The organism is Sphingopyxis sp. EU05-FHT14B03, from assembly GCF_058790875.1.
Genome location: NZ_JBYTDC010000002.1, coordinates 831,534 through 849,460, shown reverse-complemented (window position 1 = coordinate 849,460; position 17,927 = coordinate 831,534). Strand labels below are relative to the sequence as shown.

The window sequence follows — 17,927 nt, the reverse complement described above, 5'->3', positions numbered from 1 at the left end:
TGATACTCCATATCGTGCGGCCAACGAGTCGCATCTTTGGGAGAGTCTCATGAAAACCAAGCTCTTGGCGGGCGCGATGGCGCTCGTGCTGGTCGGCTGCGGCCAAAAAGCGTCCGAGGAATCGGCGGCGAGCAGCGCCCCCGCCGCCACCGAAATGGCCTCCGCCGATGCCGCCGGCGGTCCCGACGTCGCGATCACCGCCGCCCCCGGGGTCGCCTTTCACTATCGCTACGCCTTCCGCCTCGACGACGACCGCATCGCCGCGGTGCAGGAGGAACATGCCGCCGCCTGCGAAACGCTCGGCGTCGCGCGCTGTCGGATCACCGGCATGGATTACCGGCTGATCCGCGACAATGAAGTCGAGGGCCGGCTGGAATTCAAGCTCGACCCCGCCATCGCGCGCAAGTTCGGCAAGGATGCGATCGCCAGCGTCGCCAAGGCCGAGGGTGTACTCGCCGCGGCCAATATCACCGGCGAGGACGTCGGCGCCCAGATCAGCGATTCGCAGCGCCGCAGCGCGGGCATCGCCGACGAGATCGCGCGCCTCGAAGCGCGGCTCAAGCAGGGCGGACTCGGCGACCGCGAACGCACCGAACTCCAGCAACAGATCGCCGGACTGCGCCAGCAACTCGACGGCGAGCGCGAAACGCGGCGCGGCGGCGAGGTTCAGCTCGCGACGACCCCGATGGTATTCGACTATCAGGGCGCCGGCGGCCTGCCCGGCATCGGTTATGGCAATCCGTTCAGCGACGCGGCGAACATGCTGGTGCGCAGCGGCAGCACCCTACTCTCGTTCGTCCTCGTCGTCGGCGCGGCGGTCCTGCCGTGGGCGCTGTTCTTCGCCGGCCTGCTGCTGCTGTGGCGCACCCCACCCGTCGTCGCGGTCCGCAAATGGCTGGTCGGCAAGCGCGCCGCGCCTTCGGCACCGCCGCCGCCGGAAATCTAGGCCCACCGCTTCTTGCAAAGGGGCCGCGCGGCGCTATGGCAAGCGCCATGACCGGCGAGGGGACATGGCTGGAGCAGGCGCGCGCGGCCCACCGGCGCGGCGACGACGCGGGCGAAGGCGCCGCGCTCGACGCCGCGATCCGCGCCGATCGCGCCAATATCGCCGCGATCCTCGCCATGGCCGAACTCAAGCGCCGGCTGTCCGACGACCGCGCCGCGGGCAGCTTTTACCGCCTCGCGCTCGGCACCGCGGCCCAGGCGCGCAGCGTCCCGCCGGCGCTGCACCCCGGCCTCCAGCGCGCCGAGGTCTTTCTCGCCGCGACCGAACAAGCCTTCGCCGATCACCTGCTCGGCCAATTACGCGGCGCGGGGATCGACGCCGCGGGCGCGACCCCGCGCGTCGCCGAGGCGCTGCGCATGCTCGCGGGCGAGCAGCCGCTCTACCTGCAACAACCAAGCATGTTCTATTTCCCCGGCCTTGCGCAGCGCACCTTTTTCGACCGCGCCGAGTTCGACTGGGTGCCTGCGGTCGAGGCCGCGACCGATGCGATCCGCGCCGAACTGCAAGCCCTGGTCGCGGGCACCGCCGACCGTTTCGGCCCCTATGTCACCGCCAGCCCCGACCGGCCTCCCCCCAATAATCCGCTGCTCGATAAAGCCGACTGGAGCGCCGCCTGGCTTTGGAAGGACGGCGAAATCGCCGAGGGCATGGACATGCTCTGCCCAGAGGCCCTCGCCGCGCTCGCGCAGGCGCCGCAACCGGTGATCCCGGGCCGCGCGCCCCTCGCACTCTTCTCGCGGCTCAAACCCGGCACGCATATCCAGCCGCACCACGGCATGCTCAACACCCGCCTGATCTGCCACCTGCCGCTGATCGTCCCCGACGGCTGCGGTCTGCGCGTCGGCGCCGAGACGCGCGCATGGCGCGAAGGCGAATTGACGATCTTCGACGACAGTTTCGAACATGAAGCGTGGAACCGCGGGACCAGCGACCGCACCGTGATGCTCTTCGAAATCTGGCGCCCCGACATCGACGCCGACGAGCGCGACCAGTTGACGCGCATCTTCTCCGCGATCGACAGCTATTCAGAACAATAATCCAAATGAGGAAAATATGATGACCAACCCGGGAATGGACGCCGACATCTACGAAGCCTTTATCGAACAGTTGCAGCGCTATGTCCGCGACCGGCTGATCCCCGCCGAAGACCAGCTTGAGGAGCTTGGCCGCGTTCCCGACGACATCCTCGCCGAGATGAAGGACATGGGCCTGTTCGGCATCACCATGCCCCCCGAATATGGCGGGGCGGGCATGAACGTCAGCCAATATGTCGGCTTCATCCGCGAGATCGCTTATGCCTCGCCCGCCTATCGTTCGATCGTGTCGATCAACATCGGCATGGTGTGCAAGTCGCTGACCGGTTTCGGCACCGATCAGCAGAAGGAGCATTGGCTGCCCAAGCTCGCGACCGGCACCATCGCCGCCTTCGGCCTCACCGAACCCGACAGCGGGTCGGACAGCGCGGCGATGAAGACCCGCGCGGTGCGCGACGGCAACGGCTATGTGCTCAACGGCACCAAGCGCTACATCACCAACGCCCCCTTCGCCGACGTCATCCTGGTGATGGCACGCACCAACGCCGAGGCTTTGCCCAAGAACGCGCATGTCAGCGCCTTCATGGTCCCGCGCGACGCGCCCGGGGTGTCGATCGGCAAGCCCGACGGCAAGATGGGCCAGGCGGGATCGCAGATCGCCGACGTCATCCTCGACAATGTCCGGGTCGACGGCGACGCGCTGCTCGGCGGTGAGGAAGGCATCGGTTTCCGCGCCGCGATGCAGAGCCTCGACAACGGCCGGCTTTCGGTCGCCGCCGCCAGCGTCGGCTATGCCAAGCGCATGCTCGACACGGGGCTGCAATATGCGATGGAGCGCAAGGCGTTCGGCGAGCCGATCGCCAATTTCCAGTTGATCCAGGCGATGCTCGCCGACAGCAAGGCCGAAATCTACGCCGCCGAATGCATGCTCGCCGACGCCTGCGCGCGCGCCGACCGCGGCGAGAAGATCATCGTCGAGGCCGCCGCGACCAAGATGTTCGCCAGCGAAATGTGCGGCCGGGTCGCCGATCGCGTCGTCCAGATCCACGGCGGCGCCGGCTATCTCAAGGAATATCTGGCCGAGCGCTTCTATCGCGACTGCCGCATTTACCGCATCTATGAAGGAACCACGCAGATTCAGCAGCTAGTGATCGCGAAGAACATGATTCGAGACTTCGCGGGGTAAGCGGTTCGGAAGTTAGGGGAATCGGGTCGCTGGTGGAGCCGAGGGGAATCGAACCCCTGACCTCTGCAGTGCGATTGCAGCGCTCTCCCATCTGAGCTACGGCCCCGCGACGGCGGGGTCTTAACGGCACCGAATACGGCTGGCAACGGCTTTTCTGACGATTGGGCGACGGACACTTATCGAGGGGGATATGATGGCGCGAGCGTGGCACCTGACCAGCAGGCCAACGGGCTTGCCGACGATGGACAATTTCGCCCTCCGCGACCTCCCCGACGCGCAGTTGCAGGCCGACCAGCTGCGGGTGAAGAATCTGTGGCTGTCGGTCGACCCCTATATGCGCGGCCGGATGAACGACGCGAAAAGCTATTCGGCCAGCTTCCAGATCGATCAGCCGATGACCGGCGGCGCGATCGGCGAGGTGATCGAAAGCAATATGGGCGGCTTCGCCCCCGGCGACCTGATCCTCCACATGGGCGGCTGGCGCGATGGCGGGGTCATCGGCCTCGACATGTCGCCGAACAAGCTGCCCGTGGCGGCGCTCGCGGCGGGGATGACCCCGCAGACCTTCCTGCACAATATGGGACTGACCGGTGGCACCGCCTGGATCGGCCTGCTCCGCATCGCGGCGGCGAAACCCGGCGACACCGTCTTCGTCTCGGCGGCGGCGGGCGCGGTCGGGTCGGCGGTAGTCCAGATCGCCAAGGCGCGCGAGATGACGGTGATCGGCTCGGCCGGCGGCGCCGACAAATGCGCCTGGGCCCTCGATCTCGGCGCCGATGCGGTGATCGACTACAAGGCCGGCCCAGTGCTGCCGCAACTTGCCGCGGCGCTCGAAAAGCTCGGCAAGCCGGGGATCGACGTCTATTTCGACAATGTCGGCGGCGAACATCTCGACGCCGCCTTCGCGACCGCCAGCGATTTCGCGCGCTTCGCGATCTGCGGCATGATCGACGTCTACAACGACGGCAAGGCGCAGGAGATGAAATATCTGATCCGCACCATCCCGGCGCGCATCCGCATGGAAGGCTTCATCTACACCGACCAGTTCTTCGACTGCGTCGAGGAATTCTACGCCGACATGGGCGGGCTGATCGCCAGCGGCGCGGTGACGATGCGCGAGACGGTGCATGAGGGGCTGGAGGCGGCGCCCGAGGCGTTTCTGGGGCTGTTCGCGGGGGCGAACATGGGGAAGATGCTGGTTCGGGTTTAGGGCCGGGATATGCTTGCACGCGATGAAATTGAACGCCCCGTTCCACAGGAATGGCGCGTCACATTTCAGGAAATCGCCGCCGCCTTTGTCACCGGCGATTTCGGGCTGCAAAATCACCCTATCGAACGGGTCGCGCCGGTCGATGAGCCGACGTCCGATTTCATAGCGAGCTGCGTCGCTGCCTATGGCGATTCCATTGCCCCGCTACGACCGGCTACCTGGGAAAGATCCTGCTATCTCTGGATGGACGGCTATTGGCAATTCCTTGTTGATCTTTCGACCGACGGGCAAGAAGTCAGCGATTTGACGCTCCACGCGATATTGCGCGAAGGCGACGATACGCGGCTGGAGATACAGTCGGTCCATGTCCCATAGCGCGCAATAAGCCTAATCAGGCTGCTCCGGGCGGGACCTAGCTACCGAACCCGAACGACAAAAAGTCGGGCATCGGGCCGTTCCAGCCGTCGTCGGGGCCATCATCATCCTGATTGCGCGACTTCGCCGGTGCGGGCTTGCGATCGTCGGCCTTCTTCGCGGGTCTGGCCGCCTGCTTATCCGCGACGGTTTCGGCACGCGGTGCTTCGGCGCGTTTCGATTCGGCAGCGGGCTTGGCGCGGCCGCGACCGCCGCGGGCGGATCGTTCGCGGCGCGGTTCGCGCTCTTCGCGCGGCTCGTCCGTCGACGCCTTGGCAGCCTCGGCCTTCCCGCCGCCGCCATGGACCGGGATCGTATAGCCGGTCAGCTTCTGGATATTGTCGATCGCCTCGTCATCCGACGGCGTGATCAGCGTGAAGGCACGGCCCTGCGCGCCCGCGCGGCCGGTGCGGCCGATGCGGTGGACATAATCGTCGGGGTGCCACGGCGCATCGAAGTTGAAGACATGGCTCACGCCCTTCACATCGAGTCCGCGCGCCGCGACGTCGGACGCGACCAGGATATTGATCGTCCCGGCCTTGAAGCGGTCGAGTTCGGCGATGCGGCTCGACTGGTCCATGTCGCCATGGATTTCGCCGGCCTTGAAGCGGTCGCGCTGCAAGGCTTTGGCCAGGTCGCGCACCGTCGTCTTGCGGTTGCAAAAGATGATCGCGGTGCTGATGTCTTCCGACTCGAGCAGGTCGCGCAGCGTGTCGCGCTTGCCGCGCTCGCTGGTCTTGACGACGAACTGCTCGATATTCTCGTTGCGGCTCGCCGGGCGTGCGACTTCGATCGTCTTGGGATTCGACAGGAATTTGTCGGCCAGCTTCTTGATCGGCGGCGGCATCGTCGCCGAGAACAGCAGGGTCTGCCGATTCGCCGGCAGCTTGGTGCAGATATTCTCGATGTCGGGGATAAAGCCCATGTCGAGCATGCGGTCGGCTTCGTCGATCACCAGCAGGTTGCAACCGGTGAGCAAGATCTTGCCGCGCTCGAACAGGTCCATCAGGCGGCCGGGGGTCGCGATCAACACGTCGACGCCCTTTTCGAGCGCCTTGACCTGATCGCCCATCTGCACGCCGCCGATCAGCAACGCCATCGAGAGCTTGTGATATTTGCCGTATTTTTCAAAGTTTTCCGCGACCTGCGCCGCGAGTTCGCGCGTCGGTTCGAGGATCAGCGAGCGCGGCATGCGCGCCCGCGCGCGGCCATGCGCCAATATGTCGATCATCGGCAGCACGAAGGACGCGGTCTTGCCGGTGCCCGTCTGGGCGATGCCGATCATGTCGCGCATCATCAGCACCGAGGGGATCGCACCCGCCTGAATCGGCGTCGGTTCGTCATAGCCCGATTCAGTGATCGCGCGCAGGGTTTCGTCGGAAAGGCCGAGGTCGGCAAATTTCATAGGGTCATCATGTCCGGAAAATTGAGGTCGCACGGCGTCCCACGCCAGCCCGCGCTGCGGCGCCCTTGCGGAACTACCAGCCGAAAGTCAAGAAAAGCTGGCGAAAATCGCCGATTAATCGTCGTCGCGCACCGCGACCATCAGGCGGAACTTGTCGATTTCGCATTTGGCACCGGTTCGTGCGTGAATCTCGTCGCGATCCTCGCAAAGCTGGCCGTCCTCGTTACCCTTCATGTAGAAACCGGCATAGAAATCGAGCGCGCGGCAACCGCGGTTGAGCTGCGCGCGCAATCGCTGCCTCTGCCGCGTGATCAGGTCGATGCTGTCGCGCTGAACCGCCTGCATTCCGATGATGTTGCGCATCGCGACGCATTTCGGCGCCCTTTTTTCTTTCCAGACGATCGGCGGCGCTTCGCGCTTGCGCTGCGGCTCGCCGGGGCTTGCCGCGAAATTGGTGAGCGACGATCGCTGCGCCGGTACGCGGATGATCAACTGCTGTTCGATGATGACCTGGAACCACGGAGCGCCGGCGCTTTCGGGCATGGGCACCATCGCGGCGATCGGCTCGGGCGGCGCTATCGGCGCCTCCGTGTCGGCCGCGGGTGCCGCGGCCACCAGGAACAGGGCAAACGCTGCCGTCACTGCGCGTCGGGCGCCCCCTCGGCGCGCTGACAAAAACCGTTGTTCACCCTTGGCTCCCGAACCCGATGCTGGCTGGACGCGCGGGCTTCACTCGTCCATGGCCTCCCCAATAGCGATCATGATTGAACAGCAAATGAACTGTTGTCGACCCATTTTGACGATCCGTCACCTCGTTCGCGAATGTCCGCGCCGATGACGCGGCCCCCGACGCCCGACCTGCTGGCACAGCTTGCCGCCCTGCTCGGCCCCAAGGGCTTCGCGACCGACGACGACAGCCTCGCGCCCTGGCTCACCGACTGGCGCGGCAAATATCACGGCCGCGCCGCCGCGATGCTCTCCCCCGCCACCACCGCCGAAGTCGCCGCCGTCGTCCGGCTTTGCGCCGAAGACGGCGTCGCCATCGTTCCTCAAGGCGGCAACAGCGGTATGGTCGGCGGCGCGACCCCCGATGCCAGCGGCATGCAATTGCTGCTCAGCACGCGCCGCATGAACCGCGTCCGCACCATCGATCGCGCGGCGGGACTCGCCGTGGCCGAAGCCGGCGTCATCCTCGAGAATTTCCACAATGCCGTACTGGCGGAGGGGTTCCGGTTTCCGCTGACCCTCGGCGGCAAGGGGTCGGCGACGATCGGCGGGCTGGTATCGACCAATGCCGGGGGCACCCAGGTGCTGCGCCACGGCACGATGCGTGCCCTCGTCGCGGGGGTCGAGGCGGTGCTGCCCGACGGCCAAGTCTTCGACGGACTGACGCCGCTAAAGAAGGACAATCGCGGCTATGACCTGCGGCACCTGCTGTGCGGGGCGGAGGGGACGCTGGGCATCGTCACCGCGGCGACGCTGCGCCTCGTCCCCGCCGCACAGGACCGCGCGACCGCATGGATAGGCCTCGAAAGTCCCGACAAGGCGCTGCTCCTGCTGCGCCGGCTCGACGCAGCGATCGGCGCCCCGCTCGAAGGCTTCGAGATCGTCCCGCACGGCTGCCTGGACGCGGTGCTGCGCCACATCCCGCAGACGCGCCACCCGCTGGGCGGCGACTGCCCTTGGTATGCACTGGTCGAACTCGCTGGCGACAAGGCCGACGACCTGTCGTCGCGGCTTGAGACCCAACTCGCCATCGCGCTGCAGGCCGGGCTGATCGACGATGTCGTGATCGCCAAGAACGACCGCGAAAGCGACGATTTCTGGCGGCTGCGCGATTCGATCTCGGAGGCCGAGCGTGCCGAGGGGCCGGCGATCCAGCACGACGTCAGCGTGCCGGTCGACCTGATGCCGCGCTTCATCGCCGACAATCCGGCGCGCCTCGCCGCCGCCTTCCCCGGCGCCCGCGCCCTGTCCTTCGGCCATCTTGGCGACGGCAACGTCCATCATCATGTCCAGCCGCCCGCCGGGATCGACGGCCGCGCCTGGATCGCCGCGCATGGCGAGGACGCGAGCCGCCTCGTCTACAGCCATGTCATCGAACTCGGCGGCTCGCTTTCGGCCGAACATGGTATCGGGCAGATGAAGCGCGACCTGTTCGCCGCGCTCGACAGCCCGACCCGCCTCGCGGCGCTGCGCGCGATCAAGGCAGGGCTCGACCCTGCCGGCCTGTTCAATCCGGGCAAGCTGATCGGCTAGGCCCGCAACCGTCCCCCTTGCGTCGCGGCGCGCAGCCCAATAAGGCGCGCAATCGCATTTTTTCGCCCGCCGGTGCGGGTGTTCAGTTCGGAGTTTTATCATGGCCACTGCGCCCGCCGCCAATCTGCCGCTTTTCTACAAGGATCTGGTTCCGCTCTCGAGCGTCGATCACGCCAATTTCCATGCCCGCTCGCTGGACAAGGCCGACTTCCTGATCAACCAGCATGCGGTGCCGCTGACCTCGGACGAATTCGTCTCGGCGAGCCGGTTCTACCCGATCGTCTTTTCGGCCGGCGACAATCCGGTGCCGCTTGCGCTGATGGGCCTTAACGAAGGCGTCAACACTTTCGTCGACGACGAGGGCAAGCTGATCAACCCGGTCTATGTCCCGGCCTATGTCCGCCGCTACCCGTTCCTGCTCGCCAAGCTGCGCCCCGACACCGACGAACTGTCGCTGTGCTTCGACCCGACCTCGGGCGCCGTCGGCGAATTCGAAGAGGGCGATGCGCTGTTCGCCGGCACCGAACCGACCGATCCGACCAAGGCGGTGCTCGAATTCTGCAAGAATTTCGAGGAAGCGGGTCAGCGCACTGGCGTCATGATGGACGAGCTGAAAAAGGCCGACCTGCTGATGGACGGCGAAGTCAGCATCCAGCCCGAAGGCAGCGACAAGCCCTTCATCTACCGCGGTTTCCAGATGGTCGACGAGAACAAGCTGCGCGAACTGCGCGGCGACGTGCTGCGCAAGATGATGCAGAACGGCATGCTCGGCCTGATCTTCGCGCACCTCTTTTCGCTGCAGCTGATGCGCGAAGTCTTTGCCGAGCAGGTCAAGGCCGGCAAGGTGCCGTTGATTTCGGAAGCCCCGCTCGTCTGAGGAATTGAACCCGATGGCCACCATGTCGACCGGCGCCCCGCGCTACACGAAGGTGGCCATCTGGCTTCATTGGGCGATCGGCCTCGCGGTGATCGCCAATATCGGCCTCGCGATGCTGACCGAGGATATGCCGCGCGAAACACATCGGGCGGCGATGTCGATCCACAAGGCGCTCGGCATCGCGATCCTCGGCTTGACGGTGCTGCGTATCCTCTGGCGGCTCGGCCACAAGCCGCCACCGCTGCCCGCCGCGACTCCCGCCTGGCAACGGCCGGTCAGCAAGCTCGTCCATTTCCTTTTCTACGCGCTGCTTATCCTGCTGCCGCTATCGGGATGGGTCTGGATGTCGGCCGCCGACCGCCCGATCGACTTCTTCGGCCTGTTCACCGTGCCGTCGATCGCCAGCCCCAGCAAAAGCCTCGCCGACACGCTGCACGAACGGCATGAAGTGCTGGGTCTCGCGATGCTCGCCCTCGCCGCGATCCACGTCCTCGCGGCGTTGAAGCACCAGTTCGTCGACCGCACCGGGCTGATCGGGCGGATGAATCCCTTTTGACCGCCGCGTCGGCGGGGTCAGAAATCGATCGCCAGTCCCTTGAGTTCCCAGTCGCCATAGCGCACGGGGTTGCGGCCGCCGGGCTGGTCCTCGGCCTTTTCCTCGCGGATCGGTTCGGGCGCCGGAACCGGGGCGTTGGTCCAGCCTTCGGGCGCTTTCACATGCGCGGGGCGCTTGGCCGCGCGCGGCGTGCCGCCGATGGTCTCTGCTTGGCTGTTTTCGGTCATGACGCCGATGTTATAGGAGTTTCCGTGCCCCACGCCAACCGCCCCCGTACCGGATTCCGCCGTCATGGCTGACCGTCGTCCCCGCCGCCCCCGCGGCGCGCATCAGGCCGACCCGCCGGGCACCGCGACGCGCAAGGCGGCGCTGCGCCTGATCGACGCGGTGCTGCGCCGCGGCGACCCGCTCGACCTCGCCGCGCATGCTGCGACGCAGGGCCTGCCGCCGCCCGACCGCGCCTTTGCCGTGGCGATCGTCTCCGAAGCGCTGCGGTGGATGAGCGACATCGACATGCTCATCGACGGCGCGACCGCCCAGCCGCTGCCCGACGACGTCAAGTCGCGTGCCGTGCTGCGGATCGCGCTGGCGCAGTTGCTGGTGCTGAAAAGCCCGCCGCACGCCGTCGTGTCGACCGCGCTGCCGCTCGTCGACGGCGGCCCGCGCCGCCTCGTCCATGCGATCCTGTCGCGCGCGCAGCAGGAGGAATGGCAGCTGCCCGAAAGCGCGAGCCTGCCGCCGGCCACCGCCGAACGCTGGGCCGCTTTATGGGGCGACGCCTTCGTCGCCGCCGCCGAAACCGCATGGAGCGCTCCGCCGCCGGTCGACCTCAGCTTCGCCGCCGCACCCGACGCGGCCGGCTGGGAGGGCGCGCAGTCGCTCGCCCCGCATCACCTTCGCCTGCCCCGCGGCCACGCGATCGAAACTCTGCCCGGTTTTCGCGAAGGCGGCTGGTGGGTCCAGGATCTCGCTGCCACCCTGCCCGCGCGGCTGCTCGGTGCTGGCGAGGGCCGCTCGGTGCTCGACCTCTGCGCCGCGCCGGGCGGCAAGACGATGCAGCTCGCCGCCGCCGGCTGGTCGGTCCTCGCGGTCGATTCGAGCGCCAAGCGCCTCGCGCGGCTCGAGGAGAATCTCGACCGCACCGGCCTGCACGCCGCCGTCGTCCAGGGCGATATCCGCAAATGGCAACCCGGCGAGGCCGCCGACGCGGTGCTGCTCGACGCGCCCTGTTCGGCGACCGGCATCTTCCGCCGCCACCCCGATGTGCTTCACCGCATCGAGCCGCGCCAGATTGCCGAAATGGCCGAATTACAGGCTGAACTGCTCGGTCGCGCCGCGCCATGGGTGAAGCCGGGCGGGGTGCTCGTCTACGCCACCTGCTCGCTCGAACCCGCCGAGGGCGAGGAGCGGATCGCCGCCTTCCTGGCCGATCATCCGGACTGGACCATCGACGCCGCACGCGCCGACGAACTTCCCGCGGGAATCGCCCCGACCGAACAGGGCTTCATCCGCACCCTTCCCGGGATGCTGGCCGAAGCCGGCGGCCTCGACGGTTTCTTCATCGCGCGGTTGCGGGCGCCCTAGGCGGCGCGGCGCGACAAGCGGTACAGCGCGAGTTCGCCATAATCCTTGGCGAGCCGCACCTTGCCGACATAGTCGCAGTCGAACTCGCGCGCGTCGCCAAGCGCGAGCATCGCCGCCATCGGCTGGGTGCAATAGATTTGCCCGACTAACGTCACCGGCTCGATCCGCGCGGTGCGCGTGACTTCGGTGCCGTACCATAGTTCGTTGCCAACCACCGGGTCCTGCCCGCGATAGATCGGCCCGAAGTGAATGCCGGTGCGCATCCCCGCCTGATGGCCTTCGAGCCCCAGTCCGGCGGGCAACACGTCGAGCCGCTCCTGCATGTCCAGCGCGATCCACGCCGCGACCGCGGGGTCCGAAATGATCGCATAGACGGCATCGCCCCAGGTGTTGCGGAACAGCACCGCCTCGCCATATTCGTCGAGCACCCGCCCGATCCCGCCCATCACCTCCTGTGCAAAGATCGGCAACTCCGCCTCGCCAAGCTTTGAAAACCCGGCAAAATCGGCGAACAGGATCGCATAAAGCCCGCGCCGCGTCCCGTCGGGCGGCTTGGGCGCCGGCGGGAACTCCAGCGACCGGTCGAGTCCGCCGACCGCGATCGCCACCGTGCGCCCGCCATGCGCCTGCCACAGCGCGATATCGGCGTTGGTCCCGGCGATCGCATCGGCGCTGCGCGCCGTCACCGCGGGGTCGACGACCGCGAACTGGATCGCTTCGCTTTCCAGTTCGCGCGCGCGCAACCGGGCGAGCCCCATCGCGGTGTGCGAGCCGAGGATGAACTGGCAATCGTCGCTGACGAAGCGGGTGTTGCTCGCGAAATGGACCATCGCCGCCGCGTCGCGGCAATGGACATAGCGCGCGACCCATGCCTCGCCGCCCGACCGCACCGACTGCGCGATAAAATCCTCCTCGGCGAAGGGCAGGATGATCGTCAGGTCGATGCCGCGCGCGATCGCCTCCTCGGCAAAGATGATGTCGGCACCGCAGGCAAGCGGGCCGATCAAGGCCGACAAGGGCTGCGCATCGAGCGCGGCGGCGATCGCGCGCCGCGCGCCGGCTTCGCCCTCGCCGCCGGCCCGGAACATGCGCCCGCAATAGACGCCGACCGGCGGCGGGCGCAGCAGGTCGACGATCGCCGCCGCGCTGGCGGCCTCGATCGCACCGCTCTGCGCCAGCCGCGCGAATTGCCGGCACGTCGAGGCGCGATCCCCGGCGCGCGCGCTGGCCATCATATCGACCGCCTGCGCGTGACGCAGCGCCTCGTCGCCGCGCCCGAGCAGCAGCAGCGCCTCGATCAGCGTCACCGCGTCCCAATAATCGCCCGCCGCCCCCGCCGCCGCGATCGGCTCGGCGAGCGCGGCGCCGCGCGCGCGGTCGCCGAGCAGCGCGAACAGGCTCGCTGCGTTGATCGCCGGGAAGGTCGCGCCCGACACCTCCCACGCGTGATGATAGGCGGCGGCGGCCTTTTCGAGCCAGGGCCGCCGTTCGTCGGCGCGCTGGTCGAAGGCGCGGTCCTTCCAGATCCGCCCCGCTAGCGCGAGGCTGTCGACGTCACCCGAACCGGCGAGATCGAGCGCCTCGTACAAATGCATCGCGCCCAGGCTGTCGCCCGATGCGGCGAGCGCGCGCACCATCAGGTAGCGCAATCGCGGGCTGTCGATGCCCGCGCGGCGCGCGGCGGCGGCGCAGTCGAACGCGCTCAACGCATCGCCCTGCCCCAGCCGGTGCGCGACCTCCGCCTCGCTCGCGGCGCAGTCCGGCGCTGCGCCTTCGCTCATTGCGCGGCGGCTTCGGCCGATTTCAGCAATGCGACATTCGCCTTTTCGATGCCCGAAAGCTGCACATTGTCCGTGACCGGCTTGTACCAGCCGAACTGGCTGAAATGCGCGCGCAGGCTGGCGTCCTTGAAGCGGAAGCCGTTGCGCGCGAAAATCTCGTTGCGCGCGATCCGCAGTTCGAGCGCGCTGTAATTGCCGAGTTCGTCCGCCGACAGCAATCGCTCGCTGCTGTCCGGGATGACGACCCCGCTACCGCCGACCCCGGTCGGCATCGGCCCGGCGGGAAGCGACGACGCCCCCGCGCCGGGTGCCGGATCGGAGTTCGCCCCGTCGAGCACGCGGATCAGTTTGCGGAACATATAGCCCGTGGTGCCGTCGCCCTTGCGCACGCGCCACCAGCTACCGCTTTGCTGATAGGTCAGGAACTTCTCGCCCTCGAGCACCTTGCCGAGGATCGCCGACTGCGACGAGGCTTGCGCACGGATGTTGGTGAAACCTTCGGGATCGTTGATCACCGCGGCGAGGACAAAAGCCTCAACCGGCGCCGCACCATCATCTGCCGTTTCCGGGGCCCCCGCGACGGCGGCGCTGCCCGATCCGGAGCCGTCGCTCACCGTCGTCCGCATCGGCGTCGGCTGCAGCAGCCACCAGAGCAGGCCCGCACCCATGACCGCCGCCGCGCCCAATATCCACGGCAGTGGCGAGGACCGCGGCGCCGTCGGCTCGGCGGGCGCGGAATAGGCGGCGGGCGCCGGGGCGGGCGTGGGTGCCCGGACGGGAACAGGCGCCGCCGGCGGCGCGTCCACCGGTGCCCGTCCGCACAACTCCTCCAGACTCATCAGCACCTTGCGCCAGCCGCTATGGTCGGCCTCGCCATGCCAGTCGGCGAGTTCGGCGAACTGGATCTGGTTGAACGGCAGCGGCGGCATGACGTCATCGATCGCGGTCTGCACCAGCTTCTTCTGGTTGCGCGCGACATCGGCCTCGGCGCGCACCCATTCGGATTTCGCCGATGTGTGCGACCAGACGACGATCGCGGCTTTGGCCATGCCGATCTTCTCGGTGATCACATCGCCATAGGATTTGTGCGGCGGCAGTTCGGCGTCCCACCACACCTCATAACCCGCCGCTTTGACCGCCTGCGCGATTTCGGCCACGCGCGCCTTGTTGTCGCGCGAATAGGAAATGAAGACATCGACCATCGGCTCGCCCCTTGTTGCCGGGCAAGGCTAGCGGGGGTTGGTGCCTATTGCCAGTGCTCGCGGTCACATCCAACCCTCTCCCCGGAAGGGGAGAGGGTTATGAGCTTCAGAACACCGCCTTCGGCGCCGCTTCCTTCATCATCGCCGCGCGCACCATCGGGATCGGCGGGCCGCCGTACGAGAGGAATTCGTCGTGGAACGCCTTCCACTTCGTCTTGTCGCCCTTGGTCCAGTCGTCGCGCAGCTTGCGGATCATCAGCTTGCCCATCGTATAGTTAAGATAGGCGGGATCATAGGTGCCGCGCGCCGCCTGTTGCCGCGCATTGCCCTCGTCCTGATAGCATTGGTCCTTGAACAGCTTTTCCGAATCCGCGACCGTCATGCCCTTGGTGTGCAGCCCGATCGCCGACAGATAGCGGCAATCGCGCAGCAGCGCGTTCGACAACTGGCCGATGTGCGTCTCGGGGTCGCCCTCGCCCAGCCCGGCGTCCCACATCATTTCCTCGGTATAATGCGCCCAGCCCTCGGCAAAGGCATAGCCGACGAACAATTTGCCGAAGATGCTCTCGGCGCGGTTCGCATGGAGGAAGTTCAGGAAGTGGCCAGGCCACACCTCATGGACCGAGGTGAACAACAGGTCCTTGCGCCCCGGCACGAAGTCCGCCTGCGTCTGCTTGTCCCACGCCGGGTCGGGCGGCGAGATATAATAGACCGACGGCAGGCCTTTCTCATAGGGTCCGGGAATGTCGATATAGGCGCTGTTCTGCCGGTTGTACGGCGGCGATTCCTCGACCTGCGCCTGTTCGGTGCCCGGGATGCTGACGAGGTCCTTTTCGACGAGGAAGGCGCGCAGCGTCGGCAACTGGCGCCGCGCTTCGGCGACCGGGCCGTCGGCAGGTTTGTCGCTGTTCATCTTCTTCATGCAGTCGGCGATCGTCATGCCCGCGGCATAGGTGGCGCAGGCGGCCTTCAACGCGTCCTGGTTGCGCTTGAGGTCGGCCTGCCCGATCCGTTCGAGTTCGTCGATCGGCGTGTCGACGCCCTCGTTGGTCAGGATCATCTTGGCGAATTTGCCGGCGCCGAGCGCATAGCCGTCGGTCGTGCCCGGCTGCGATCCGACATATTTGGCAAGGTCGGTCATCGCCGCGCCCGCTTTCGCCGCCGCGTCGTCGAACTGCGTCTGCAGCGCTTCGTCCTTGACCGAAGCGAAGGCGGCCTTGGCGTCGCCCTTATAATAGTCGGCAAAGCCGCCGAAACCCGCGGTGCCATATTTGACGAAGGTTGCGGGCAGCGGCAGCTTGAGGTTCGCCTTGATCTGCGCGGCGGCTGCGGGGACCTTTTCGGCATAGGCGATGAACGCCTTCATCCGCGTCGTCGCATCGGCATAAGGCCGCGAGATATAGACATTGGGGTCGAGTGCACCGGTGTAGAAGGCCGGGTTCTTCGCCGCGAAATCGGTATCGCGCAGGAAGAACAGCTGTCCCTCGGCGACCTTGACCAGATAGTCGCGCTCGAATTTCTCGGCGTCGGTCATCGCGCCGTCGAACGCCTTGGCGTCGGCGATCGCCTTTTCCAGATACGCCGCCTGCTTCTCCAGTCCCGCGGGCGACCAGTCGGGCAGTTGCCCATCGAACTCATGCTTGCCCTGATAGACCGCAAAATTCGGGTTGAGCGGGAAATAGCCCTCGATGAAGCCGTCGCGAAACTGGGTCCAGCTCTTGGCGCCGGTCGCCGACGCCGACTTGTTGTCCGACGCGTTGCAACCGGCCAGGACGAACAGCGTCGCGGCCATGGCGACCCCGCCGAAGCGAGCGAATTTGCGTGTCATATCTTGAAACTCCCCGATGACGATGGCGGGTTTCTGCCACCATGACCGGCATGTGACACCTGCTAATCGACGAACGGCAGACCTATGCGGTCTGGACAGCGGGGAAAAGCCGGTTAGGGCGGATCGCAATGGCAACGATCCTCCCGCCCGACGCCGACGAACCGGCGATGCCCGAAACCCCGTCCAGGGCCCCCTCCCCGCTCAGTTTCGTCGACTACCGATATTTCTGGCTCGCGCGCTTCACCGCGGTGATGGCGACGATCGCGATGGTCGTGGTCATCGGTTACCAGCTTTACGACACCGCGCGCACCGATTACGGCATGTCGATCAAGGAGGCGTCGTTCCAGCTCGGCCTGCTCGGGCTGTTCCAGTTCGTGCCGCTCGCGGTGCTCACCCCGGTCGCGGGCTGGGTCGCCGACCGTTTCGAACGGCGCAGCGTCGCGATCTTCTCGAACCTGATCGACCTCACCATCGCCGCCGCGCTCGGCTGGTTCACTTATACCGACGGACTCACCCTGCCCCTGCTCTTCGGCCTCGCCGCGCTGCACGGCGTCGCGCGCGTCTTTTCGGGTCCGGCGATGAGCGCGATCGCGCCGAACATCGTGCCCCCCGCCGTGCTGCCGCGCGCGATCGCGATGAGCAGCATCGCCTGGCAGTCGGCCTCGGTGATCGGCCCCGCCGCGGGCGGATTGATCTACGCGGCCCATCCGACCTCGGTCTATATCTTCGCCGCCGTGCTGCTCGCTATCTCGGCCTTCACGATCAGCCGCGTCCGCCCCGTGCTGCCGCCGCCGGTCGAGGTGCGTCGTCACCCGTTGCGCGAAATGCTCGACGGGCTGCAATTCACCTGGCGCGAGCGATTCCTGCTCGGCACGATCACCCTCGACCTGTTCGCGGTGATCCTGTCGGGCGCGACCGCGCTGCTGCCGGTGTTCGCGCGCGACATTCTCCACAGCGACCTCATGGAAAATGCCACCATGCTCGGCCTGTTGCGCGCCGCCCCCGCGGTCGGCGCCGCGATCGTCGCATTGGGCCTCGCCTGGCGCCCGATCGAGCGCAATGTCGGGGTGAAGATGCTGTGGGCGGTCGTCGCCTTCGGCGCCGCGACCATCGCCTTCGGCCTGTCGACCAACCTCTTCCTGTCGCTCGCGATGCTGGCGTTGCTCGGCGCCGCCGACATGTTCTCGGTCTTCGTGCGTGGCACGCTGATCCAGCTCAACACCCCCGACCATATGCGCGGCCGCGTCAGCGCGGTGTCGGGCCTCGCGATCTCGGCTTCGAACGAGCTCGGCGAAATGCGCGCCGGATCGATGGCAGCTGCCTTCGGCCCGATCACCGCGATCGTCTTCGGCGGCGCGGCGGCGATCGGCGTCACCGCGCTCTGGGCATGGATATTCCCCGAACTGCGCCGCGCCCGCACCTTCGAACCGCAGTTCAAACAGGCCGCCTGACGCATTTCCGCGCCCGTCCGAAAGCGCGAAATCAACTCGTCGCAAACTGCCTTCCTTTCGCCACAAAGTGATTGTCAATTTATTTAGTTGAATTATCTCGGTTGCACCCGTCACCGCGGTTTCCTTCCTTCATC

Annotated in this window: 16 protein-coding genes and 1 tRNA gene; 10 read left to right on the top strand and 7 right to left on the bottom strand. The window is 66.8% G+C overall.

Annotation, left to right across the window (positions count from 1 at the left end; genetic code table 11):
• Positions 1-49: 49 nt before the first annotated feature.
• Genes AC3WS4_RS13150 through AC3WS4_RS13140 form a run of 3 tightly spaced genes read left to right on the top strand, consistent with a single transcriptional unit; the run spans position 50 to position 3,226 of the window.
• On the top strand, positions 50-946 hold the full coding sequence (locus AC3WS4_RS13150; RefSeq protein WP_492739744.1) for a DUF4349 domain-containing protein: 897 nt from the start codon (positions 50-52) through the stop codon (positions 944-946).
• A gap of 47 nt (positions 947-993) precedes the next feature.
• The gene (locus AC3WS4_RS13145) at positions 994-2,043 is read left to right on the top strand and encodes an aspartyl/asparaginyl beta-hydroxylase domain-containing protein (protein ID WP_492742823.1); all 1,050 of its coding nucleotides are present in this window, start codon (positions 994-996) and stop codon (positions 2,041-2,043) included.
• Between the two features lie 19 nt (positions 2,044-2,062).
• The gene (locus tag AC3WS4_RS13140) at positions 2,063-3,226 is read left to right on the top strand and encodes an acyl-CoA dehydrogenase family protein (protein WP_492739795.1); all 1,164 of its coding nucleotides are present in this window, start codon (positions 2,063-2,065) and stop codon (positions 3,224-3,226) included.
• A gap of 30 nt (positions 3,227-3,256) precedes the next feature.
• Here AC3WS4_RS13140 and AC3WS4_RS13135 read toward each other — a convergent pair.
• Positions 3,257-3,332 (bottom strand) — tRNA-Ala (locus tag AC3WS4_RS13135).
• A gap of 87 nt (positions 3,333-3,419) precedes the next feature.
• Between AC3WS4_RS13135 and AC3WS4_RS13130 the strand changes: the two genes are divergently transcribed.
• Positions 3,420-4,436, top strand: coding sequence for an NADP-dependent oxidoreductase (locus AC3WS4_RS13130; protein WP_492739796.1), 1,017 nt, complete (start codon positions 3,420-3,422; stop codon positions 4,434-4,436).
• A gap of 9 nt (positions 4,437-4,445) precedes the next feature.
• Positions 4,446-4,811, top strand: a complete 366-nt coding sequence (locus AC3WS4_RS13125) for a DUF7668 domain-containing protein (protein ID WP_492739746.1) — start codon at positions 4,446-4,448, stop codon at positions 4,809-4,811.
• A 37-nt stretch (positions 4,812-4,848) separates the two neighbouring features.
• Here AC3WS4_RS13125 and AC3WS4_RS13120 read toward each other — a convergent pair whose 3' ends face one another.
• Both AC3WS4_RS13120 and AC3WS4_RS13115 read right to left on the bottom strand, forming a co-directional pair.
• Entirely contained in the window at positions 4,849-6,255 is a 1,407-nt protein-coding gene (locus AC3WS4_RS13120; RefSeq protein ID WP_492739747.1) for a DEAD/DEAH box helicase, read from the bottom strand.
• Between the two features lie 114 nt (positions 6,256-6,369).
• A complete protein-coding gene (locus tag AC3WS4_RS13115) occupies positions 6,370-6,897 on the bottom strand; it encodes a hypothetical protein (RefSeq protein WP_492739749.1) in 528 nt (175 codons plus the stop codon).
• 192 nt (positions 6,898-7,089) lie between these two features.
• Here AC3WS4_RS13115 and AC3WS4_RS13110 point away from each other — a divergent pair, with 192 nt between their 5' ends.
• The 3 genes from AC3WS4_RS13110 (at position 7,090) to AC3WS4_RS13100 (ending at position 9,947) form a co-directional block, all read left to right on the top strand.
• Positions 7,090-8,514 carry an FAD-binding oxidoreductase gene (locus tag AC3WS4_RS13110; RefSeq protein ID WP_492739751.1) on the top strand — a complete coding sequence of 475 codons (1,425 nt, stop codon included), beginning with the start codon at positions 7,090-7,092 and terminating at the stop codon, positions 8,512-8,514.
• A gap of 100 nt (positions 8,515-8,614) precedes the next feature.
• Positions 8,615-9,391, top strand: a complete 777-nt coding sequence (locus tag AC3WS4_RS13105) for a SapC family protein (protein ID WP_492739752.1) — start codon at positions 8,615-8,617, stop codon at positions 9,389-9,391.
• 13 nt (positions 9,392-9,404) lie between these two features.
• Complete coding sequence (locus tag AC3WS4_RS13100; RefSeq protein ID WP_492739753.1) at positions 9,405-9,947, top strand: cytochrome b; 543 nt, start codon at positions 9,405-9,407, stop codon at positions 9,945-9,947.
• 17 nt (positions 9,948-9,964) lie between these two features.
• On the opposite strand, the gene AC3WS4_RS13095 is transcribed toward AC3WS4_RS13100, so the two are convergent.
• Positions 9,965-10,174 carry a DUF1674 domain-containing protein gene (locus AC3WS4_RS13095; protein WP_056352362.1) on the bottom strand — a complete coding sequence of 70 codons (210 nt, stop codon included), beginning with the start codon at positions 10,172-10,174 and terminating at the stop codon, positions 9,965-9,967.
• 64 nt (positions 10,175-10,238) lie between these two features.
• Here AC3WS4_RS13095 and AC3WS4_RS13090 point away from each other — a divergent pair, with 64 nt between their 5' ends.
• Positions 10,239-11,531: an RsmB/NOP family class I SAM-dependent RNA methyltransferase gene (locus AC3WS4_RS13090; protein WP_492739754.1), complete on the top strand. Its 1,293-nt coding sequence runs from the start codon at positions 10,239-10,241 to the stop codon at positions 11,529-11,531.
• On the opposite strand, the gene AC3WS4_RS13085 is transcribed toward AC3WS4_RS13090, so the two are convergent.
• From AC3WS4_RS13085 to AC3WS4_RS13075, 3 genes are all read right to left on the bottom strand, one after another.
• Positions 11,528-13,312: a TRAFs-binding domain-containing protein gene (locus AC3WS4_RS13085; protein ID WP_492739755.1), complete on the bottom strand. Its 1,785-nt coding sequence runs from the start codon at positions 13,310-13,312 to the stop codon at positions 11,528-11,530. The two genes, AC3WS4_RS13090 and AC3WS4_RS13085, sit on opposite strands and share 4 nt — an antisense overlap.
• A complete protein-coding gene (locus AC3WS4_RS13080; protein WP_492739756.1) occupies positions 13,309-14,514 on the bottom strand; it encodes a TIR domain-containing protein in 1,206 nt (401 codons plus the stop codon). Before AC3WS4_RS13080 ends, AC3WS4_RS13085 begins: the two co-directional genes overlap by 4 nt.
• A gap of 106 nt (positions 14,515-14,620) precedes the next feature.
• The gene (locus AC3WS4_RS13075; RefSeq protein WP_492739758.1) at positions 14,621-16,342 is read right to left on the bottom strand and encodes a DUF885 domain-containing protein; all 1,722 of its coding nucleotides are present in this window, start codon (positions 16,340-16,342) and stop codon (positions 14,621-14,623) included.
• Between the two features lie 128 nt (positions 16,343-16,470).
• On the opposite strand from AC3WS4_RS13075, the gene AC3WS4_RS13070 reads away from it, so the two are divergent.
• Entirely contained in the window at positions 16,471-17,793 is a 1,323-nt protein-coding gene (locus AC3WS4_RS13070; protein WP_082545255.1) for an MFS transporter, read from the top strand.
• Positions 17,794-17,927: the final 134 nt, after the last annotated feature.

Bases quoted from the DNA above. Each gene is read 5' to 3' on its own strand.
- AC3WS4_RS13150 (WP_492739744.1), top strand. From the start codon at position 50: ATGAAAACCAAGCTCTTGGCGGGCGCGATGGCGCTCGTGCTGGTCGGC.
- AC3WS4_RS13145 (WP_492742823.1), top strand. From the start codon at position 994: ATGACCGGCGAGGGGACATGGCTGGAGCAGGCGCGCGCGGCCCACCGG.
- AC3WS4_RS13140 (WP_492739795.1), top strand. From the start codon at position 2,063: ATGACCAACCCGGGAATGGACGCCGACATCTACGAAGCCTTTATCGAA.
- AC3WS4_RS13130 (WP_492739796.1), top strand. From the start codon at position 3,420: ATGGCGCGAGCGTGGCACCTGACCAGCAGGCCAACGGGCTTGCCGACG.
- AC3WS4_RS13125 (WP_492739746.1), top strand. From the start codon at position 4,446: ATGCTTGCACGCGATGAAATTGAACGCCCCGTTCCACAGGAATGGCGC.
- AC3WS4_RS13120 (WP_492739747.1), bottom strand. From the start codon at position 6,255: ATGAAATTTGCCGACCTCGGCCTTTCCGACGAAACCCTGCGCGCGATC.
- AC3WS4_RS13110 (WP_492739751.1), top strand. From the start codon at position 7,090: ATGACGCGGCCCCCGACGCCCGACCTGCTGGCACAGCTTGCCGCCCTG.
- AC3WS4_RS13105 (WP_492739752.1), top strand. From the start codon at position 8,615: ATGGCCACTGCGCCCGCCGCCAATCTGCCGCTTTTCTACAAGGATCTG.
- AC3WS4_RS13100 (WP_492739753.1), top strand. From the start codon at position 9,405: ATGGCCACCATGTCGACCGGCGCCCCGCGCTACACGAAGGTGGCCATC.
- AC3WS4_RS13095 (WP_056352362.1), bottom strand. From the start codon at position 10,174: ATGACCGAAAACAGCCAAGCAGAGACCATCGGCGGCACGCCGCGCGCG.
- AC3WS4_RS13090 (WP_492739754.1), top strand. From the start codon at position 10,239: ATGGCTGACCGTCGTCCCCGCCGCCCCCGCGGCGCGCATCAGGCCGAC.
- AC3WS4_RS13085 (WP_492739755.1), bottom strand. From the start codon at position 13,312: ATGAGCGAAGGCGCAGCGCCGGACTGCGCCGCGAGCGAGGCGGAGGTC.
- AC3WS4_RS13080 (WP_492739756.1), bottom strand. From the start codon at position 14,514: ATGGTCGATGTCTTCATTTCCTATTCGCGCGACAACAAGGCGCGCGTG.
- AC3WS4_RS13075 (WP_492739758.1), bottom strand. From the start codon at position 16,342: ATGACACGCAAATTCGCTCGCTTCGGCGGGGTCGCCATGGCCGCGACG.
- AC3WS4_RS13070 (WP_082545255.1), top strand. From the start codon at position 16,471: ATGGCAACGATCCTCCCGCCCGACGCCGACGAACCGGCGATGCCCGAA.